Raw genomic sequence first — 20,379 nt, 5'->3', positions numbered from 1 at the left:
CTATGCTCCCGCCTAAACTTGACTGTCAAGAGAAGGGGCCGGATCCCGTGGGCAGACCGACGATCGCCGACATCGCCCGCCAGGCCGGTGTCTCCAAGGGCGCGGTGTCCTTCGCGCTCAACGGGAGACCCGGCGTGAGCGAGGCGACCAGGGCCCGGATCCTGCGGGTCGCGGAGGAGATGAACTGGCGGCCGCACAGCGCCGCCCGCGCCCTCGGCGGCGCCCGGTCCGACGCCGTCGGCCTCGTGATCGCCCGGCCCGCCCGCACCATCGGGGTCGAGCCGTTCTTCGGCCAGCTGCTCTCCGGCCTCCAGGCGGTGCTCTCGGCCAGTTCCGTCGCGCTGCACCTGATGGTCGTCGAGGACACCGCCGCCGAGATCGCGGTCTACCGGCGCTGGGCCTCCGAGCACCGCGTCGACGGCTTCATCGTCGTCGACCTGCAGACCCGCGACCCGCGGCTGCCCGTGCTGGACGAACTCGGGCTGCCCGCGGTCGTCCTCGGCGGGCCCGGCAAGGGCGGCGGCCAGCTGCGGATCTGGGCCGACGACCGGGCGGCGATGCTCTCCATCGTCGACTACCTGGCCGCCATCGGGCACCGCAGGATCGCGCACCTGGCCGGCCTACCGCACTTCCAGCACACCCAGCGGCGGATCCGCGCCCTGCGCGACGCCTCGCGCCGGCTCGGGCTCGAAGAGGCGGTGTCGGTGCCGACCGACTTCAGCGACGCCGAGGGCGCCGCGGCCACCCGCACGCTGCTGTCGCGCGCCAGGCGGCCCACCGCGATCGTCTACGACAGCGACGTGATGGCCGTCGCCGGGCTGGGCGTCGCGGGCGAGATGGGAGTCGCCGTGCCCGGCGAACTGTCGATCGTCTCCTTCGACGACTCGGTGCTCGCGCGGATCGTCCACCCGCCGCTCACCGCGCTCAGCCGGGACACCTTCGCCCTCGGGGAGCAGGTGGCGCGCAGCCTGCTGGAGGTCGTGGACGAGACCGGGCCCGGGCGGGACCTGCAGATGCCGACACCGCGGCTGACCATCCGGGAGTCGACGGCGCCGCCGGTTGTTTCACGCGGGGGAGCGGTTGTTGCGCGAGTCGTTGACAGCGGTTCTGAACCGGTTTAGCCTCGCTGCGCCGAGGGGGTCCGGCGCATTTCGTTGATTGCGTACCGTCAGCCGATCGTCGGCGCCTCCTTCGCTGCGCACCGTCACGCCCGCATGCACCCGGGCCCGCCGCGCCGGTGGGCCTGCCCCCACCCGCCTCCGCTCGATCGGAGTCCGCGCATGTCCAGACGTCTCCCGTTACTGCTCAGCGCCGTGCTCGCGACCGCCGTACTGGGCGTCGTGCCGGCCGCCCACGCCTCGCCCGCCTCGCCCGCCGTGCAGGTCGCTGCCGCCGCCGGGAACCAGCCCTACGCGTCGTACTGGTACCCCAGCACCATCCTCACCTGGGACCCGGCCGCCGACCCCGACGCCCGCTTCAACCGCTCCCGCGTCCCCCTCCAGCCGCGCACCAGCGACCCGTCCCTCGCGGCGAACCCCAACGCCCGTGCGGGCGAAGGGAAAATAGCCTCCCTGGTGTCGTTCGCCCCCACCTCGAACAACCCCTCCCAAGGTTCCGCCGACCCCAACTACTACGCCTTCGGCTACTGGCAGTACGTCGACAAGCTCGTCTTCTGGGGCGGCTCGGCCGGCGAGGGCCTCATCCTCGCCCCCAACCCGACCGTGATCGACGCCGCCCACCGCAACGGCGTCAAGGTCTACGGTACCGTCTTCTTCCCGCCCGCGGCCTACGGCGGCCAGCTCCAATGGGTGCGCGACTTCGTCCAGAGGTCCGGCGACCGCTACCCCGTCGCCGACAAGCTCGTCCAGGCCGCGCAGTACTACGGCTTCGACGGCTGGTTCATCAACCAGGAGACGGGCGGCGGCGATTCGACCCTCGCCGGCCAGCTGCGCGGCCTCATGCAGTACACCAAGGCGCAGAGCGGCGGAACCGACTTCATGTGGTACGACGCCATGACCACCTCCGGCGCCGTCGCCTGGCAGAACGCGCTCACCTCCGCCAACTCCCCCTTCCTGCAGGATGGTTCGAAGCGCACCTCGGACTCGATGTTCCTCAACTTCGGCTGGACGCCGACCGGTCTGGACTCCTCGCGTACGCTGGCCCGGCAGCTCGGCCGCAGCGAGTATGAGCTCTACTCCGGCATCGACACCGAGGCCAACGGCTACAACACGAGCGTCGACTGGAACACGCTCTTCCCGGCCGGACAGCCGCACACCACCTCGCTCGGCCTCTACCGGCCCGAATGGACCTGGAAGTCCGCCACTGACCGCAACGACTTCTACGCCAAGGACTCCCGCTACTGGGTCGGCGCCAACGCCGACCCCTCCAACACCAACGCCTCCGACAGCTGGCCCGGCCTCGCCGGCTACGTCGCCGAGTCCTCGCCCGTCACCGCCAAGCCCTTCGTCACCAACTTCGGCACCGGGCAAGGGGACTTCTACAACGCCGGCGGCACCCGCGTGGCCACGGGCGGCTGGAACAACCTCTCGCTCCAGGACGTCCCGCCCACCTACCGCTGGGTCGTCACCTCCGACGGCAGCAAGCTCAGCCCGTCCGTCGACTTCACCGACGCCTACCAGGGCGGCTCCTCGCTGCGCCTCACCGGCACGCTCGACTCGGCCAACACCGTGCGGCTGTACCAGACCAGCCTGCCGGTGGCCGCGACCACCCAGCTGTCGATGGTCGTGAAGACCCCGGCCGCCGGGCCGACCAAGCTCAAGGCCGCGGTCTCCTTCACCGACGCGCCCGACAGGTTCACGGCGCTCGACCTCGGCGACGACACCGGGACCGGCTGGGAGCGCCACACCCTCGACCTGTCGCCGTACGCGGGCCGCACGATCGCCCAGATCGGGCTCCGGGTCGAAGGCTCCGACCCGGCGTACGACCTGCGGATCGGCCAACTCGCCGTGTACGACGGATCGGTGGAGTCGCCGGCCGCGCCCTCCGGGCTCACCGTCCTCGGCGCGAGCGACGTCGTGGCCGGCGTCAGCCAGTCCTTGCGGCTCTCCTGGACGGCGGCACCCGGCGGCAACGTCCACCACTACGAGGTGTACCGGCGCAACACGGACGGCACCCGGACGTTCCTCGGCGCCACGCCCAACGACGCCTATTTCGTCGGCAAGTTGGATCGTGCGGGCAGTGAGGGCAGCACGGTGCTCGACGTCGAGGCGGTCTCGACGACGTACGGCCGCTCGACGGCCGCCTCCACCACGGTGACGTGGACCGCCACGCCGCCCTCCGGCAGCAACCTCGCGCTCAACCGGCCGGCCACCGCGTCCGGGCAGTGCAACGCCGACGAGGGTCCCGCGAAGGCCGTCAACGGCACTGTGAACGGCGGCACGAGCGACAAGTGGTGCACCCTGACCTCCGCCAAGTGGCTCCAGGTGGACCTCGGTTCGGCGAAGCAGCTGTCGAGGTTCGTGGTCAAGCACGCGTCGGCGGGCGGCGAGAGCGCGTCCTACAACACCCGCGACTTCGCGATCCAGGTGAGGTCCGGCACCGCCGACCCGTGGACGACGGTCGCGAACGTCACCGGCAACACGGCGGGGGTCACCACGCATGCGGTGAACGTGTCGGCCCGATACGTCCGGCTGGTGGTCACCAAGCCGACCCAGAGCTCCGATCCTGCCGCCCGCATCTACGAGTTCGAGGCCTGGGGCAAGTAGTCCCGATTCTCAGAAAGGACCCTGCCCGTGCCGGTCACCATCACCGCCGTCGAGAGCACCGACCTGTTCGTGGGCCCCGAGGACGCCCCGCGCCAGGTGTTGCGCGTGACCGTCGACGGTCCCGCCGACGGCCCCGCCACCAGGATCGCGGTCAGCGGCCCCGGCGTGCGCGGCGAGGCGACCGGCACGGGGTCGGTCGAGGTCCCGCTGGAGATCACGGGTGCCGCCGTCGGGACCCAACTGCCCATCGTGGTGCGGGTCGAGGACTCCGAGGTCGCAGCCGTCGTCGAAGTCGCCGAGCCCGGCTGGACGATGTTCCTCGTCTCGCACTTCCACTACGACCCGGTCTGGTGGAACACCCAGGCCGCCTACACCTCCCCCTGGGAGCTGCTCTCCGCGGACGCGACCACCCGTCCGCTCTGGGAGCGCAACGGCTTCGCACTCGTCGACGCCCACCTGGACCTCGCGCTGCGCGACCCGGTCTACAAGTTCGTCCTCGCCGAAGTCGACTACCTGAAGCCGTACTTCGACCAGCACCCCGAGCGTCGCGCGCAGCTGCGGACGCTGATGGAGCGCGGCCAGGTCGAGCTCGTCGGCGGCACCTACAACGAGCCCAACACCAACCTCACCGGCGCCGAGACGACCATCCGCAACATCGTGTACGGCATCGGCTACCAGCGGGACATCCTCGGCGGCGATCCCCAAACCGCCTGGCAGCTGGACGTGTTCGGCCACGACCCGCAGTTCCCCGGCCACCTCGCTGCAGCGGGCCTCACCGGGAGCGCCTGGGCGCGCGGCCCGTTCCACCAGTGGGGTCCGATCCAGAAGAACTTCCGCGAGGGCAAGGACGACGCCCGGGTCATGCAGTTCCCGAGTGAATTCGAGTGGATCGCCCCCAGCGGCGACGGTGTTCTCACCCACTACATGCCCCACCACTACTCGGCCGGCTGGTGGATGGACTCCTCCCCGGACCTCGCCACCGCCGAACGGGCCGTCTACGACCTCTACCGCAAGCTCAAGCCGGTCGGCGCCACGCGGAACCTGCTGCTGCCCGTCGGGACGGACTACACCCCGCCGAACAAGTGGGTCACGGCGATCCACCGCTCGTGGGCCGCCAAGTACCTGTGGCCGCGCTTCGTGTGCGCCACGCCGAGGGAGTTCCTGGACGCCGTCAGGGCCGAACTCGCCTATTCTGGGCGCAGGTTGAGCCCGCAGACCCGGGACATGAACCCGGTCTACACCGGCAAGGACGTCTCCTACATCGACACCAAGCAGGCGCAGCGTGCGGGCGAGGTCGCCGCCGTCGACGCGGAGAAGCTCGCCGCGCTGGCCTCCGTCCACGGGCTCGGCCGGTACCCGTCCGCCGCGCTCGACAAGGTGTGGCGCCACCTGGCGTACGGCGCCCACCACGACGCGATCACCGGCTCCGAGTCCGACCAGGTCTACCTCGACCTGCTCGGCGGCTGGCGCGAGGCGCACGACCTCGCGGCGGAGGTGCGGGACGCGGCGCTGGACGCGCTGACGTCGCGGATTTCCGTCGAAGGGGAGGGTTTTGGGGTCGTCGTGACGAACACGCTGTCCTTCGACCGGACGGACCTCGTGGCCGTCCGGCTGCCCTCGGAGGTGCGCGCGGTGCGGGTGCTGGACTCCCTCGGCGCGGAGGTGCCGAGCGTCGTCGACCGGGGCACGCTGCGCTTCCTGGCGGCGGACGTACCGGCGCTGGGGTGGCGCACGTGGCGGCTGGTGCCGTCGGGTGTACCGGCTGAGGCCTGGGCTGTCGCCGAGGGGTGGACGATCGCCAACGGGCGGTACCGGGTGCGGGCCGATCCTGCGCGCGGTGGCGGTCTCGCCTCGGTCTACGACCTGCTGCACGAACGGGAGTTGATCCGCGACGGCGCGATCGGGAACGAACTGCGCGTCTACGAGGAGTACCCGCACCACCCCGACTTCGGCGAGGGCCCCTGGCACCTGCTGCCCAAGGGGCCGGTGGTCGGGTCGGGTTCGGGTCCGGGCTCGGGCGCGGCTGTCGTCCGGCGGGAGGTCGGGCGGCTCGGGGAACGGCTGGTGATCGTCGGTTCCGTGGACGCCGTCCGCTACGAACAGACGGTCACGCTGTGGCACGGGCTCGACCGGGTCGACTGCCGGACCAGGGTCGTCGACCACTCCGGCGCCGACCGGCTGTTGCGGCTGCGCTTCCCCGTCGACCTGCCGGGCGCGCTGCCCGTCAGCGAGGTCGCGGGCGCGGTCGTCGGGCGCGGCTTCGCGATGCCCGACGTCGACTCGGCGGAGGCGCCGTGGACGCTCGACAACCCGGCGAACACCTGGTTCGGCCTCGGCGCGACGGCGCGCGCGGTGCTGCGCGATCCGGACGGATCTTCGCTGGGGGAGCGGGCGTTGGGCGTGGCGGAGGTCGTCGTGCCGGAGCTGGACTCTGCCGCCGACGTCCGCGAGCTCGTCGTCGCGCTCGCCAGGGTCGGCGTCACGGCGACGACCTCGGGCGCGGACTGGGCCCGGTACGGATGGCTGGACGTGGACTCCAACCTGCCCGATTTCCGGATCGTGGTCGGCGGTCCGGAAGTGAACCAGGCCGCAAGGGAGTTGATCGAGCGGGCGGGCGAGGAGTACGCGAGCGTGCTCAAGGCGCACGGTGCGGTGTGGGTGCCGGCGGTCTCGCCGCTCGCGGAGGTATGGCGGCCCGGCGCGGACCTGCGGGACCTGCGGGCGCTCCCGGTGCTCATCGTCACGGACCCGACGGCGCTGGTGGCGGACCTGGCGGACGCGCGGGTGGAGGTCGTCTGCCCGTCGGCCGATCCCGATGCTCAACTGGTCAACCACACCGTGGCGTTGCTCAGCTACGGCCTCCCAGGCTTCGCAGTGGACGCCACCGGCGCGCTGCACCTGTCCCTGATGCGCTCCTGCACCGGCTGGCCGTCCGGCGTCTGGATCGACCCGCCCCGGCGTACGCTGCCGGATGGTTCGTCCTTCCAACTCCAGCACTGGACCCATGAGTTCAGCTACGCGCTGGTTGGAGGGCCGGGGGACTGGCGGGCGCAGACGCTGCCCGCGCAGGGGCAGGAGTTCAACCACCCGCTGTACGGCCGTGTTGTGCCCGCTCAGGACGGGCCCCTGCCGTCCACCCTGTCCTGGCTGCGCGTCGAGCCGCAGCGGGAGGTACTGCTGAGCGCATTGAAGCCGGCGGGCAACCCGATCGCGCACGGGTCGGTGGGGCCAGTGGGTCCGGATCTCATGGTGAGGCTGGTGGAGTCGACGGGCCTCGGACGGACGGTGACGCTCGGCGGCGCGCTGGGCCTGGACGAGCTGCGGCGGGCTGACCTGCTGGAACGCCCGACCGGTCCGGCCGACCTGGGCCTCTCCGGCTCGCAGATCGTGACGCTGCTGGCCACCCCGAGCGTCTCCGCCCCCTCCGCCGGCCCCGCCCTCGGCCCGGAGGCGGAACCCGCCCAGCCCGTCCACGCCCGCTACTGGCTGCACAACCGTGGCCCGGCGCCGCTCGGCTACCTGCCGGTGTCGGTGGGCGCCTCGCCGGGGCTGCTGCGGACGGCGGGGGAGCCGGTGGAGGTCTCCGCAGTCCTCGCCTCGAATCTCCGCGACGTTGCCGTAGAGGGCACGGCCGTCGTGCTGCCGCCAGAGGGCTGGCGGACGAGCCTCGGCAGCCGCCCGTACCGCCTCGAACCTGGCGGTCACGTCCGCTTCCCTTTGACGCTCACCCCGCCTGCGGACGTCTCGCCGGGTCTGTACTTCGCCGCCGTCCGGCTGGAACACGACGGCCAGGAGATCGAGGACGTGGTGACGCTCGCCGTCGGAGACCTGCCCGACCTGCTGCCCGTCCCCGGCAAGGCCGCCGAGGAGTGGGTGGCCACGCAGGGCACGAAGGCGACGTCCGCCCGGGCCACGGGCCTGGACGTCGCGGTCGCCGGCGAGTCCCTGGCGGTCACCCCCGGAGGCCGGACGGACCTCAGCCTGACCCTCACGAACCGCACCCGGAGCGAGATCCGGGGCGAGCTCCAGGTGGTCTCCCCCTGGGGCACGTGGGAGGCGATCGCGGAGCCCGTCCGGGGCTTCACCGTCGCGCCCGGCGAGTCCTCCGCCGTCACGTTCGCCATTGCCGCTCCCGAGGACGCCGACCCCGGCAAGTACTGGGCACTGGCCAAGGTGATGTGGTTCGGCCGCTGCCAGTACAGCCCGACCGTCGCCCTGGAGGTCCGCCGGTGACTCTCGGCTACCTCGACGGCCGCCCGCTGCCGCGCACTGCCCTCGACGACCGTCTCGCCGCCCTACACAACGGCCCCCGCTCGACAGCTCTCCCACACCGGGGAAGCCCGGAGGACCGCCAACTCACGCGCTGGGTGGCCCAGGTGATGCTGACGGAGGCCCTGTGCGAGGCGGCGGCCGCCGAGCGCGACTTGCCGGTGGCGGAAGGGGCGCCCGTCCATCTGGACCAGCAAGCAGCCGTGGAGCTAGGCTCGATCACGGCAGCGGCCTACGAGGGCAGCGCCGCCGTGCGCGCGGTCTACGAGTCCGTCACCGCCGATGTCGAACCCTCTCTGACCGAACTCGCCCACTACCGCACGATGACAACCCGCCCGCCGTCCGTCATCTGGCACCTCGCCCTCCCCGACGGCGGCTTCGAGGCCGACCCCCGTACCCTCCCGACCGCCCTCGCCGAGGCTCTGCGCAAGGCCCCGAGGGGCGAACAAGTGACCGTCGGCCCCTGGACAGCCACCCTCATCTCCGAGCACAGAACCACCCCCGAAACCATCGCCATCCACGACGCCACCCGCCGCGCCGCCTTCACCCGCTGGCTCGACCGCGAACGGGCAGCCCGCCTCACCCTCGTAGAAGGCCTGGAACACCCCGGTGACCCCGCCCAACCCGACAACCACCACCGCCACTGAGGAGATTCAACGGCGGACACTCGCCGGCTGGGCCGCGACTACCGGGAGACGTTTCAGGTATTCCGGCCCGGCTTCGCGCTCGCTCTTCGGATGGACTCGCCCGCCAAACTCCCGGAACTGATCGTGCGAGGCTGCGTAGGCGGACGGTCCGGCCTGGCCTTCGTGGGCGGGTCGGGCCTTTGTTGTTTCCGGCTGAGCAAGCCCAACAGGCCGCCCGCCCGGAGTCGAGCGTCCTGGGTTCCGCGTCAACTCGCGCGGATCACATAGACGTTCACGAAGAACGGTCCGCCGATCTCGGCGGCGTTCAGATGGCCCGAGAGGGCGGTTCCGCCAGCTATTCCACACGTCACGTGGATGTTCACCACGCCGTCGATGATCTCGCCATTGCCGGACAGTTCGGCGTACCGCCCCGTCGTCAGGACTGTTTCCCGGGGTGTCTGGGCGTTCATGTTGGCAAGCGTGAAGGAGCGCACTGCGCCGACCACGGACACCACGGCGGCGTCCTGGATCCCGCGGGCTGCTGCCTCCGCTGTGAGTGCTTCGATCAGGTCGCCTTTGGCTGTGAGGCTGATCAGCTCCATGGATGCTCTCCGATCGCTGCAAGTCCGATGGCGCGCAGGTTTTCCCTGCTGCTCTCGGAGCGTAGCGCGCCTACGAGGAGATCCCGGGCATCGGCTGAACCGCCGCTGACGGCTTCGCCGAGGAACACCGCCGCACACCAGCGGTTCGATGCGTCGTGCTGGTCGTGCAGGAGCGCGCCGAGTGTTCGGATCTGTGCGGTCGAGGCCGCGATGGCGGTGTAGGTGCGTGCGTCGGGCCATGACAGGGAGAAGGCCCGGCGGGTGAAGCAGCGCAGGCAGCGGGCGCGTGTCTCGGCGTCGTAGCGCATGGACTGCTCGGCTCGTTCGATGAGTTCGGGCTTCTGAGTCTTGAAGAGGGCCGACTGCGCGTTCCCGCGAAGCATAGACGTGGAGCCGTCGTCGAGCCAGCGTACGAGCCGCCATCGGGTGCCTTGGTCGCGGTTCGCGAGATTGGCCCACTGCTCGGTGAAGTCGTACGGGACGATATGCCGTGAGAGCCACGATTCATCCCCTCCCGCGATGCTTGCCAGCATCTCCCGGAGCTCGACCTTCCGGGCACGAGGAATTGCCGCGCCGACCGCTGAAAGGAATGCCCGGCGCTCCATTCGTGCAGCGGTTGCGGCCGCGCTGAGTTCGGCGAGAGGGACGGACAGGACGGTCGACAGGCAGGCAAGCCAGCGCTTGCCAGGGGTGACCCTGCCGGACTCCCACCGCTTTACCTGGTCGCGGCCTGGCTGGCCGTCGCCGTTGCCGTTGCCGTCCTCCTGGCCGAGACGGTCGGACAGGCTCTGTTGCGTCAGCCCGAGGGCCAGGCGCTGATCCCGGATCAGATCTCCGATGATGCTCACGCCGCCAGGATGCCCCTCTGCATGCCCCTCCGTGGCCGGATTGTGGAAGGTACACCTGTGTTGATGGCCAATGGACTTGGACGGCGAGAGGGCAGGAGGTGCCGTGGGCGTTGATGCAAGCGGGTCGGAGCCCGTGGAGGGATCCGAGACCATGCGGACCTCTCGGGAGCGGATGAGGAGCCCGAACGTACACGGATTCCGGGAGGGCCCGTCGTATGAGGCCTTCCTGGTGCCCGCCAAGGAGTCCCCGGCACTGACCCTGCTGCGGTTGGCGACGCAGCAGATCAACACGCGGGGCCCGTTGCTGAGGTAGGCCGGGAGTGGCTCGGGGCCGTTACGGCCGCCGACCTGGGCAGGCTCACGGCCGATGACCAACTCGCCGAGTATCGCGAGGCTGCTGAACAGGCCCGCGCCGGCCGCCCGGCCCGGGCGGAGGTCTGGGCGTGAGTGGTGGCAGGAACGCGCTGCGTGGCTGTCCTGGCTGGCTGTCAGCCCACTGAAACTCCCCTCCGTGCACTGTTACCCCGGGCGCACGGAGGGTCCGAAACTCCCGCCCCGACCGGCGGACCTGGACAGCTCGAACGGTCGGAGCGGGTCCGCAACACCGAACGACCCGGGCACCATCCGGTGTCCGGTTCCGCCCAGTGTGAGGAGGCATCAGTATGCGCCACGACCCGCCGGAGAAGACCCCGGAGAGGCCGCCCGGCCCCATGCCGCCCGAGGTCGCCACCGCCCCCACCGAGTAGGAGGATCCACCATGCGCGTCGAGATCATCGTGTCCAAGCACAAGGGCAACGAGAAGCCGCCGCCGAAGCACGCGGGCAAGCCTGCGCCGGAGACCCCGCCGCAGCAGCCGCCCAAGTAGCCGGCGGTTGAAAATCCGGTGGCCTCGCGTGCGCGTCGCGCGGGGCCACCCCCGTTGGATGGGAGAGCCAGTGTCCGAACGATTCGTCATCTCGTGGACGTCCACCCACTACGCAGATGCGGACTGGGCGCAGTTCGCCGACCGCTGGACGGCGAGTTTCTACACCAAGACGGTGCCGGTCTTCGGCACTGCCGTGATCACCCGGGTGATCCCCGGCGTGACCCCGAACCCCCGCAAGGCGTTCGATGCGGACCCGGGCCTACTCGACCGTATTCCGCGCGTGATCTTCACCGAGGACGGCGAGCTTGCCCCGGTCGTGGCTGAACTTCGTCCGACGCTGCTGCTCTTGCTGGAGTCGGTGGAGGTGTCGGACGAGTGGCGGGGCAAGGGCGTGGGGCTGAGCCTGGCCGTCGAGGCCTTGCGGCGGCTGGCCGTGCCCGGGTCGCTGGCCGTCTGCTATCCGGCGCCGATCCACGACCACGGGCCCGATGAGCCGTGCTCGTACGACTCCGACGACCCGGAAGTGAGGCGGCCGGACGAGGAGGCTGTTGCCAAGCTCCGGCGCGCGTGGGAGGGACACGGATTCTCGCTGCTCGCCGACGGTGTGTACACCCGCCAGGTCGAGCCGTGAGCGAGTCCGAGCGGCCAACCCGCCCCGTCGAGCCGTGAGGTTGGATGGGCCGACCTGTCGCTACAGCAACTGGTCCATCTGCTGGTTCATCGGGGCCAGGCCGGCGGACTCGTAGAAGGTGCGGGCGGCGGTGTTGAAGTGCCAGACGGCGGTGGTCAGGCGGCGGCAGCCGGCGGCGCGGCCGTGGGTGCGGACGGCGTCGAGGAGGGCTGAGCCGACGCCGGTGCGGGCGGCGGTGGGGGAGACGGAGAGCTGGTCGAGGTAGACGACGTCGTCGGGGATGGCGAAGGTGTTGCCCGGCCAGTGGACGATGCGGGCGACGGCGTAGCCGACGGGGGTGCCGTCCGCCGACTCGGCGATGAGGACGGTGACGGCCGGAGCGGCGATCTGTTCCTCGAAGTGGGCCGCCGCGTCGGGGGACGGGGTGAAGAGGTCGGGGCGGTGTTCGACGTGCAGGGTGTGGACGTGGTCGTTGAGCTGCGCGAGGAGGGCGGCGTCGGCGGGCGTTGCGGTGCGGATGGTGATCGTCACGGCGTCATCCTGGTCAACTCGCCTCCGCACCGCCACGCCTTTTCGCGGGAGGGGTCAGCGGCGCAGGCCGCGGACGCCGTGGGGGGTGCCGAGGCCGGTGGGGCCGTCGTAGCCGGGGAGGGCGGTGCAGAGGTAGGAGCCGCCGCACGAGCCGGTGGAGCCGGTGGTGATGTCGTTGAAGGCCCGGGGGCGGGCGTAGGGGTAGGAGGCGGCGAAGTCGTTGGCGCCTGGGGTGCCGGCGACCGCGTACATTCCGGCGATCAGGGGTGCGGAGACGCTGGTGCCGCCGATGACCTGCCAGCCGGCGCCGTCGTTGGGGATGGTGGCGTAGATCGCGATGCCGGTGCCGGGGTCGGCGACGGCGGAGATGTCGGCGATGGTGCGGTTGGCGCAGCCGGGGTCGTGCTGCCAGGACGGCTTCGGGTCGAAGAGGGAGCAGCCGGATCCTGAGCCGACCCAGGCGCTCTCGGACCAGCCCGGTCGGGTGAACGGCGGCACGGGGCGCCGCACCCGGTGCAGGCTTGTGCCGCCGGCGGCGGTGACGAACTGCGAGGCCGCGGGGTAGAGCGGGTTGGGGTAGCCGTTGTCACCGCTGCTGGCCACGAACGCGATGCCGCGGTGGAAGAAGAACGCGTCGACGAGCGTCTGGCTGGGGAATTCCGGCGCGCCGAAGCTCATCGAGATGAACGTGGCGCCCTGCAGGAAGGCCTGGGCGACACCGGTGATCTCGTTGTTGAGGAAGTCGTTGTCGGCCTCGACCAGCAGGAGGTGGCAGTCCGGGCAGGTGGCGCTGACGGAGGCGAGGTCGGTGGAGGTCTCCACCACCCAGCCGGGGTCGGTGGTCGGGGGCGGGGTGCTGCCGCCGTTCTGGTTGATCTTGCGGAAGCAGCCGTTGGCCGTGGTGCACGGCGGCAGGTGGAACTGGTCGCGGTAGACCGCCAGGTCGCTCTCGGCGGTGGGGTCGTCGAACGCGACCACCACGGCCACCGTCCGCTCCCCGCCGCCGTTGCGGGGCAGGTTGTAGGCGGCCTGGAGGTCGCGGGGCCCGTAGCCGGGCGGGTCGGTGTCCGGCTGGAGGCGCCGCAGTGGGGGCAGGTCGGTGCGGACCAGGGCGAGGCAGGGGCCCCGCAGGTCGGACGGCACCTCGACGTCGGTGCCGTCCGGCGTGGTCACTACCGTGGTCGGCGCGCCTGCCGCGGAGGGCGACGCCGGTGCGCACGCCCGCTCGGCGGTCACGGCCGGCGGGTCTGCGGCCTGCACGCCGCCGCCGGTCGGCGTCAGGGCCTGCGCGGGCGCGGCGGTGCCCGCGAGGGCCAGTGCCAGGGGGACGGCGAGCAGGAAACGCATGAGTGGGGTGGGCCGCATGGACTCCTCGTTCCGTCGTACCGGGCCTGAGGCCCGTCGAGGCGCCGCCCGGCCCGGGCCGGGTGTTCGCGTTCGGTGGCGCGGTCCCGCAACGGCGGACCGCTCGATGTGGCGCCATCGTCGCAGCGTCCGGCCGGGGGCCGACCGGGTTGAGGCGGACACTGTGGGCGCGATCACTCCGACGGGCCATCACGCCACCGTCAGGCGTCCTCGGTGGGAGCGAGCCAGGCCGTGTACCAGTCGTGGAAGTCCGGGCCCGGGGTGAGGCCGCCCCAGTCGGGGTCGTCGTGCCACACCTGGCCGGCGTTCGGGCCGGTGACGACCAGGCGGGAGAACATGCCGCAGCCGCCCTCGGCGATGACCAGGCTTCCGGCGACCGCGTGCGGGCCCTGCGCGGTGAACGGCGTGGCCAGGACGCCGGGGCGCAGGTCGTCCTCGCGTTCGCCGTGGATGGCCTCCTCCTCGTCCAGGTCCTCCGTCAGGCCCACGACGCCGTAGTCCGGGCCGGCTCCGCCGTCGGCGACGGCGGTGAGGAAACTGCGGTAGGAGGCGGGGAGTTGGACGCCGTGCCGGCGCTCGAACGCCCCGATGGTGTCCTCGGTGAGTGGCGGGCGGAGCCGGTAGTGGTGGTAGTCGGAGCCGAAGCGGCGGCGTTCGGGGTCCGCTTCGGCCATGGCGGCGAGGCGCGTGCGGATCCGGGAGGCGTCCCAGGTCACTTGAGCAGCACCGCGGGCGTCGGGCCGTCGGGGCGGACGGTGATGCTGTAGGCGGCGCGGGTGGGGGTGGACTGGAAGGCCAACTCGTAAGCGGGGAGGAGGAGTTCGAGGAGAGCCGTGGTTTCCCGGAGGGCGAACTGGGTGCCGAGGCAGGCGCGGGCGCCGAGGCCGAAGGGGTAGTAGGCGGCGAGGTGCGCGGGGCGCGTGCCGGTGGCGGTGAAGCGGGCGGGGTCGAAGCGCTCCGGGTCGGGCCAGAGGGTCGGATCGCGGTGGGTGAGGTACGGGCACACGAGGATGTCCGTGCCGGCGGGGACGTGGTGGCCGGCGAGGACGTCGTCCTCGATGGCGTGCCGGGGGAGCATCCACGCGGACGGGTAGAGGCGGAGGGTCTCGCTGACGAGCGCCTGGGGGTCGGCCGTACGGGCCTCGGGGTGGCGGTCGAGGAGGAGATAGAGCCAGGTGAGCGTCGTGGCCGTGGTCTCGTGGCCGGCGACGAGCAGGGTGACGAGCTCGTCGCGGATCAACTGGTCGGTGTACTCGGGGTGTTGGTCGCCTGCGTCGAGGAGGACCTGCAGGACTCCGGAGGCGTTGGAGGAGCGTGCCGCGTCAATGGCGGCGTGGCAGATGGCGTCGATCCGGGCGAGGTCCTCGGCCACGGCGTCGCGCGCGTCGCCGGAGTCGGCGGGGAGCGTCGGCATGGCGGCCACGACCCGTTGGACGGCGGCGAGTTCGCGCTCCGCGTCGTCGTCCAACGGGTACCCGGTGAGGGCTCGCCAGACGGTGTCGAGGGCGAAGCGGCGCATCTCCTCGCCGACATCGAAGGTCTCGCCGGTGCGGGCGTACCCCGCCCACCGGGCGGCCGTCCGCTGCGCCGCCTCGGCGATCCGCTGCTCGTAGCGGCGCATGCCCGTCCCCGTGAACTGCGACTGCAGCAGCTGCCGTTGGCGCTTCCACGCGTCCCCGGTGGCGGAGAGCACGCCGTCCCCGACGAGCATTCGCGCGCGGTGCGACCGCTTCACGTACCGGTCCGGGTGCCGCCCGAGCACGTGCTGGACGGCAACCGGATCGGTGACCAGCACCGAAGGCGTCGGGCCCAGCGGGATGGCGGCGATCCCCCCGACCTCCCGCTGCGCCCGCGCGAGCACCTCGACGAGGTCGGCCCCGGAGGCCCGCCACTCCTCGACGGCCGAGAGCGGGAGCTCGGGGACGGCGCGCACATCCGTGGTCACCGGTGTTCTCCTTGGGTCGACGGCCGAGCGGGTGATTCCACCCCGCCAGACTGTACGCCAGACGGGTGCGTTCGGGTCGCGGCGCGATTACTTCGGGTGAGCGCGGACCGGCACCGGCACCCGGGTGGCGGACAGTCAAGCCGCATGCGAACGGGTACGGTTCGGCGAGGCCGATCGGTCGCTTTCCGCTGCCCTGCTCCCGGAGGGGAGAGATAAGAGGCCCCGCTCGCCGGCGCCGCGCCCGGGGAGCACTTCCGCAACCGGTACGTCGGCCTGCGCCTGCTCGCTCTACGCGCGGCTGCGCCGCGGTCCGTCCCCCTCGACGGGCCGCGGCGCAGCTCTTTCTCCCCTCTGCGCGTCAGAGACGTCAGATGCGCTGCCAGAGGGCCGGGACGATGGGCGGTTCCCAGCCGACCTGGGCCGTGTGGCCCTGGATGCAGCGGTAGCCGGCGCCGTTGTACGTGACGACGTCGCCGGCCTGGTAGGTGGTGCCGGGGGTCCAGGTGCCGCCGGGGTTGGTGCTTCCGACGGTCAGGGAGTAGGTGGTGGTGTGGGTGGCGGTGCCGGTGCCGGTCACCGTGATGGTGTAGGTGCCGGAGGCGGCGGAGGAGGAGGCCGCGACCGTCATCGTCGACGAGCCGCCGGACTGCACCGAGGCCGGGCTGAAGGTGACCGTGACGCCCGCCGGGGCGCCGCTCGCCGACAGGTTGACGGTCTGCGCGGAGCCGGAGACCGTCGAGGTGGAGAGCGTGGCGGTCGCCGAACTGCCGGGCGTCACCGAGCCGTTGGCCGGGTTGACCGACACCGAGAAGTCGTTGGACGGGGTGGTGCCGCCGACCGAGGTCTTCCAGATGGTGTACGCGACGCCGTTGGCGCTGCGCTTCAGGGCGACGGGGTCGATGTTGGCGCTGGTGTCGCAGGACTGGTGGTAGCAGGAGTCGTACGCGCGGTTCACGGTGCCGCCCCACTTGGCCGCCTGGGCGGAGGTCTTGACGGCGCCGGCGCCGGCCGCGTAGCCGGAGGTGGCGATGCCGGCCTGCTGGAAGGAGTAGTCGTCGGAGCGGCCCTGGCCCTCGACGTTCTCCTCGGGCTGGAGGTTGAGCGAGTCCCAGTACGCCTTCATGGGGGCGGCGGGCGCGGTGGTGATGTTGTTGATGAAGTAGCCGGCGTTGGGCGAGCCGACCATGTCGAAGTTGTAGTAGGCCTTGATCGCGGAGCGCTGGGCGGAGCTCAGCCGGCCGACGTAGTACTGGGAGCCCTGGAGGCCCTGCTCCTCGCCGGTCCACCAGGCGAAGCGGACGTGCCGGGTGAGGGACGGGTTCTGCTGGGCGAGGGCGAGCGCGTTCTCCAGCAGGGTGGCCGAGCCGGAGCCGTTGTCGTTGATGCCGGGGCCGGCCTGGACGCTGTCGAGGTGGGCGCCGAGCATGGTGACCTGGTCGGCGGGGCCGCCGGGCCAGTCGGCGATCAGGTTGCTGGACGGGTAGTCGCAGGAGCTGCAGGTCTGTTCGGCGACGGTGTAGCCGGCCGCCTGGAGCTTGGCCTTGACGTAGGCGACGGACTGGCTGTGGCCGCCGCTGCCGGCCAGGCGGTTGCCGCCGTTCTGGTCGGCGATGGTGTTGAGCTGGGTGAGGTGCGCCTGGACCTTGGCGACGTCGATGTCGGGCGCGGGCCCGCCGGGCGTGCCGCCGCCGACCGTCAGGGTGTACTGGGCGGTGTGGGTGGCATCCGTATTTTCGCCGCGGACGACGCCCGTGCCGGTGACGGTGATGACGTACGTCCCGGCCGGGGCGCCCGAGGAGGCGGACAGGGTCAGGGTCGCGGAGGAGCCGGTCTGCACGGAGGACGGCGAGACGGTGGCCGTGACGCCGGTCGGCGCGCCGGAGGCGGTCAGGGCGACGGTCTGCGCGGTGCCGGAGGTGACGGCGGTGCTGACCGTCGCCGTGGTCGAGGAGCCGGGCTGGACGGAGCCGGAGGCCGGGCCGAGGGCGAGCGAGAAGTCGTTGTTGCCGGACGGCGTGCAGGTCGGGTCGCCGCTCTGCGCGGGCACGCTGACCGCGTCCCAGGCCGCCTTGGTGCGGTTGTAGAAGCCGCAGGTGGGGTCGAGCTTCTTGGCGGCGGTCAGGGTGGTGGTGCGGTAGCGCTTGTATGTCATGCCGCTGGTCTTGAGCAGCATGCCGCCGTAGAAGACCTGGCCGGCCTGCTTGACGCCGATGCCGGTGACCGAGGAGCCGTTGCAGGTGGGGCTGGTGGGCTTGCCGCCACCGGGGTTGGAGCCGAGGGACAGCAGGTAGAACCAGTGGTTGAGCGGGCCGGCCGCCGCGTGGACCTCGGTGCTCGGGATCGAGGAGGAGTAGCAGTCGGGGTCGTTGTTGACGAGCGAGGGCTGGTAGAGGCTGCGGATCGGGCCCTGGCCGACGAGGTTGGCCTGCCGGCCGACCTGGTAGTCGGGGTAGTCGTAGGGGGCCGGCTGGTTGGCGTACTCCTTGGTGAGCGCGCCGAAGATGTCGCCGGTGCCCTCGCCGAGGCCGTTCTCGTTGTTGGCGCCGCCGGGGGTGAACTGGTCGATGCCGTGGCCGAATTCGTGGCCGACGACGTCCTGCGCGGCGATCCACTCGCCGCCCTGGTTGTGGCCGATGGAGACGGAGCTGCCGTCCCAGTAGGCGTTGACGTCGTTCAGGCCCATCTTGATCGGCCAGCTGCCGCCGTTGCCGTCGTGGCCGTTGCGGCCGAGCCAGTCGCGGAGCATGTTCCACTCCGTCTGGGCCGCCCACATGGCGTCGCCGCAGCCGGTCTCCTTGCTGGACGGGTCGCCGGTGCCCCAGGAGTCGGAGGACTTGGTGAGCACCTGTCCGGTGTCGTAGTCGGAGCAGGTCAGGCCGGGCCGATTGGGGTCGCGCAGGCTGTACGAGCCACCGGAGTTGGTGGTGTTGATGGTGAGCGGTCCCGGGCCGTTCCACTTGCTGTTGACGGTGCCGGCCTGGACGTCGTCGTAGCTGTCCACCACCTCGCCGGTGGCGGCGTCGACGAAGACGTGGAGCTTGCTGGGCGCGCTGTCGGTGCGGCCGGTGAGGACGGTCTCCCAGGCGAGCCGTCCGGCGCCGTCCTTGACCCGGACGACGAGCCGGCGTTCGTCCACCGAGTCGACGGCGGCGAGCTTGGTGCGCGCCGTCTTCTCCGCGTGCGCGGCGCTCACCTGCGGTGTCGTCGAGCCGCCGACCGGGCCGGTGGCCGCGGACTGGAGGCCTTGGACGCGTCCTTGGCCGTCGGCTATGACGACCGCGTCGCCGCCGACCACGGGCAGGCCGCGGTAACTGCGCTCGTAGGCGACGGAGTAGAGGCCGTTCAGCCAGGGGGTGACGGCCCGCCGTTCGTACGTCTCTCCGGGGCCCTTGGCGAGGGCGTCCAGGCCGGCCGCCGCGGCGGCGTCGGCGGCGTTGACGGCGGCGGCCAGGGCGCTGGGCGGGGCGGCGGATGGTCCTGGGTCGGCGGCGGCGGCCGGTCCGGCGCCGGTGGCGGCGACGAGGCCGGCCAGCACGGTCAGGGTGGTCGCCGTGGTGAGCAACCGGCCCGTGGTCAGTCTGCGTTGCATCGAGGCTCCTCGAACGTGGGGGTCCTCGACCGCGGACGGCATGGTGCCGCGTTGCGCGGGCCGCGTCTGGGGGGACGGCCGTCGCTGCGGGCCGTCCGCGCTCGGGTGCCGGAACCCTCACACGTCGTCATGGCCGGGTCAATGGTCGGTGCGGGGGCGGCCAAGGGTTGGCAAATTCCGTCAAGGCGCAGGTCGCGGGCCGGAGGTGGGCCGGACGGGGTCGCGCAGCCCCTCGCCCCGGCCCTGCGGACCACCGAATTGGTTGAGACCACGTCATGTACGGATCGCGTGCCATCGAGTACCGTCCTCATCGTCGGACGGTCCGTGAAAGTCCCGGGGGCCGGGGTTGGAGCGCTACCGCGGGAGGCAGTCGTGCACCGGTACCAGGTGGCCGCGACGGATCCTTCCGCACCCCAACCCGACTGGCCCTGGCGCGAGTTCGGCGCCCGGCTGCGCCACTGGCGGCGGCGGGCCGGACTCACCCAGGCCCAGCTCGGCGCGGGCATCGGCTACGACCACACCGCCGTCAGCAAGATCGAGCACGGCACCCGCCGGGTCACGCCGCGCGTCGCCGACAGGCTCGACGACCTCCTCGCCGCCGGGGGCGAACTGCGCACCGCCCTCGCGCGCGCCGAGCAGGCCGAACTCAACGCCGTCGTCCTGCCGTTCGCCCCCGGCCTCACCCGCCCGCCACTGCCCGGAGACCCCGACGAGCGGGGGCCGCAAGCCCCTTGGACGGCACCGCCGCGACGCCTGCCCGACTACGGACTGCTCTGCCCCCTCCACGGCGCCGACGGCTGCACCGTGCCCGCACCCGCCGAACTCGCCGCCCTGCACGCCGCGTTCTGCGCCGCCGACCCGGCCGCCCCGACGCCTCTCGACGCCGACACCGCCCACGCCCTCACCGGGCTCCTCGCCGCCCAGCTGCGCTCCGGGGAGACCGCCGCCCACCCCGGCCTCGCCGTCGCCGTCGAACGCACCCTGCGCGCCGTGCTCGCCCGGCTCGCCACCGCGTCCGCCTCCGTCGAGCAGCGGCGCCCGCTCGCCCGCCTCGCCGCCGAGTACGCGCACGCGGCGGGCGCGCTGCGCATGCAGGGCGGCCGCCTCGCCACCGCGATGGCCTGTTTCGACCGTGCGCTCACCTGGGCCGAACTCGCCTGCGACCCGGCCACCCAGGTCGCCGCGCTCAGCGACATGAGCACCCTCGCGCGGCTCGATGGCGTCCCGGCCGCCGCCCTCGGCTACGCCCGCGAGACCGGCCGGGTCGCCCCCGGGCGGCACTGGGCGGCGGCGATGGGCCAGATCGGCCAGGCCCGGGCGCACGCGCTCACCGGCGACGTCCGGGAGACCGTCCGGCGCATCGGCCGGGCCCGGCTCCACCTC

13 protein-coding genes are annotated in these 20,379 nt (G+C 72.1%); 6 read left to right on the top strand and 7 right to left on the bottom strand.

All coding sequences use genetic code 11. The features are described 5' to 3' along the window. Positions 1 to 47 precede the first annotated feature (47 nt). The 4 genes from AB0O00_RS06835 (at position 48) to AB0O00_RS06820 (ending at position 8,641) form a co-directional block, all read left to right on the top strand. Entirely contained in the window at positions 48 to 1,121 is a 1,074-nt protein-coding gene (locus AB0O00_RS06835) for a LacI family DNA-binding transcriptional regulator (RefSeq protein ID WP_363649040.1), read from the top strand. A 159-nt stretch (positions 1,122 to 1,280) separates the two neighbouring features. Further along, positions 1,281 to 3,725, top strand: a complete 2,445-nt coding sequence (locus AB0O00_RS06830) for a discoidin domain-containing protein (protein WP_363649039.1) — start codon at positions 1,281 to 1,283, stop codon at positions 3,723 to 3,725. 27 nt (positions 3,726 to 3,752) lie between these two features. Next, complete coding sequence (locus AB0O00_RS06825; RefSeq protein ID WP_363649038.1) at positions 3,753 to 7,958, top strand: NEW3 domain-containing protein; 4,206 nt, start codon at positions 3,753 to 3,755, stop codon at positions 7,956 to 7,958. After that, positions 7,955 to 8,641 carry a hypothetical protein gene (locus tag AB0O00_RS06820; protein WP_363649037.1) on the top strand — a complete coding sequence of 229 codons (687 nt, stop codon included), beginning with the start codon at positions 7,955 to 7,957 and terminating at the stop codon, positions 8,639 to 8,641. The genes AB0O00_RS06825 and AB0O00_RS06820 overlap by 4 nt, the downstream gene beginning before the upstream one ends. Before the next feature lie 245 nt (positions 8,642 to 8,886). Here AB0O00_RS06820 and AB0O00_RS06815 read toward each other — a convergent pair whose 3' ends face one another. Beyond that, on the bottom strand, positions 8,887 to 9,222 hold the full coding sequence (locus tag AB0O00_RS06815; protein WP_363649036.1) for a DUF296 domain-containing protein: 336 nt from the start codon (positions 9,220 to 9,222) through the stop codon (positions 8,887 to 8,889). Next, the gene (locus tag AB0O00_RS06810) at positions 9,213 to 10,070 is read right to left on the bottom strand and encodes a helix-turn-helix transcriptional regulator (RefSeq protein ID WP_363649035.1); all 858 of its coding nucleotides are present in this window, start codon (positions 10,068 to 10,070) and stop codon (positions 9,213 to 9,215) included. The genes AB0O00_RS06815 and AB0O00_RS06810 overlap by 10 nt, the downstream gene beginning before the upstream one ends. Positions 10,071 to 11,005: 935 nt before the next feature. Between AB0O00_RS06810 and AB0O00_RS06805 the strand changes: the two genes are divergently transcribed. Then, positions 11,006 to 11,566: a hypothetical protein gene (locus tag AB0O00_RS06805; RefSeq protein WP_363649034.1), complete on the top strand. Its 561-nt coding sequence runs from the start codon at positions 11,006 to 11,008 to the stop codon at positions 11,564 to 11,566. A 60-nt stretch (positions 11,567 to 11,626) separates the two neighbouring features. Here AB0O00_RS06805 and AB0O00_RS06800 read toward each other — a convergent pair whose 3' ends face one another. The 5 genes from AB0O00_RS06800 to AB0O00_RS06780 form a co-directional block, all read right to left on the bottom strand. Beyond that, entirely contained in the window at positions 11,627 to 12,097 is a 471-nt protein-coding gene (locus tag AB0O00_RS06800; protein WP_363649033.1) for a GNAT family N-acetyltransferase, read from the bottom strand. A gap of 54 nt (positions 12,098 to 12,151) precedes the next feature. Beyond that, a complete protein-coding gene (locus AB0O00_RS06795) occupies positions 12,152 to 13,462 on the bottom strand; it encodes a S53 family peptidase (protein WP_363649032.1) in 1,311 nt (436 codons plus the stop codon). Positions 13,463 to 13,662: 200 nt separating this feature from the next. Continuing rightward, positions 13,663 to 14,178 carry an SMI1/KNR4 family protein gene (locus AB0O00_RS06790; RefSeq protein ID WP_363649031.1) on the bottom strand — a complete coding sequence of 172 codons (516 nt, stop codon included), beginning with the start codon at positions 14,176 to 14,178 and terminating at the stop codon, positions 13,663 to 13,665. Continuing rightward, entirely contained in the window at positions 14,175 to 15,407 is a 1,233-nt protein-coding gene (locus AB0O00_RS06785; protein ID WP_363649030.1) for a cytochrome P450, read from the bottom strand. The genes AB0O00_RS06790 and AB0O00_RS06785 overlap by 4 nt, the downstream gene beginning before the upstream one ends. 367 nt (positions 15,408 to 15,774) lie before the next feature. Next, positions 15,775 to 18,996: a M28 family peptidase gene (locus AB0O00_RS06780; protein ID WP_363649029.1), complete on the bottom strand. Its 3,222-nt coding sequence runs from the start codon at positions 18,994 to 18,996 to the stop codon at positions 15,775 to 15,777. Between the two features lie 372 nt (positions 18,997 to 19,368). Between AB0O00_RS06780 and AB0O00_RS06775 the strand changes: the two genes are divergently transcribed. Beyond that, positions 19,369 to 20,379 (top strand): helix-turn-helix transcriptional regulator (locus AB0O00_RS06775; protein ID WP_363649028.1); only part of this gene is annotated, 1,011 nt, incomplete at its 3' end.

It is taken from the genome of Kitasatospora sp. NPDC093558 (assembly GCF_040683475.1).
GTDB lineage: Bacteria > Actinomycetota > Actinomycetes > Streptomycetales > Streptomycetaceae > Kitasatospora.
This window is presented reverse-complemented; position numbering and strand designations above follow the sequence as displayed.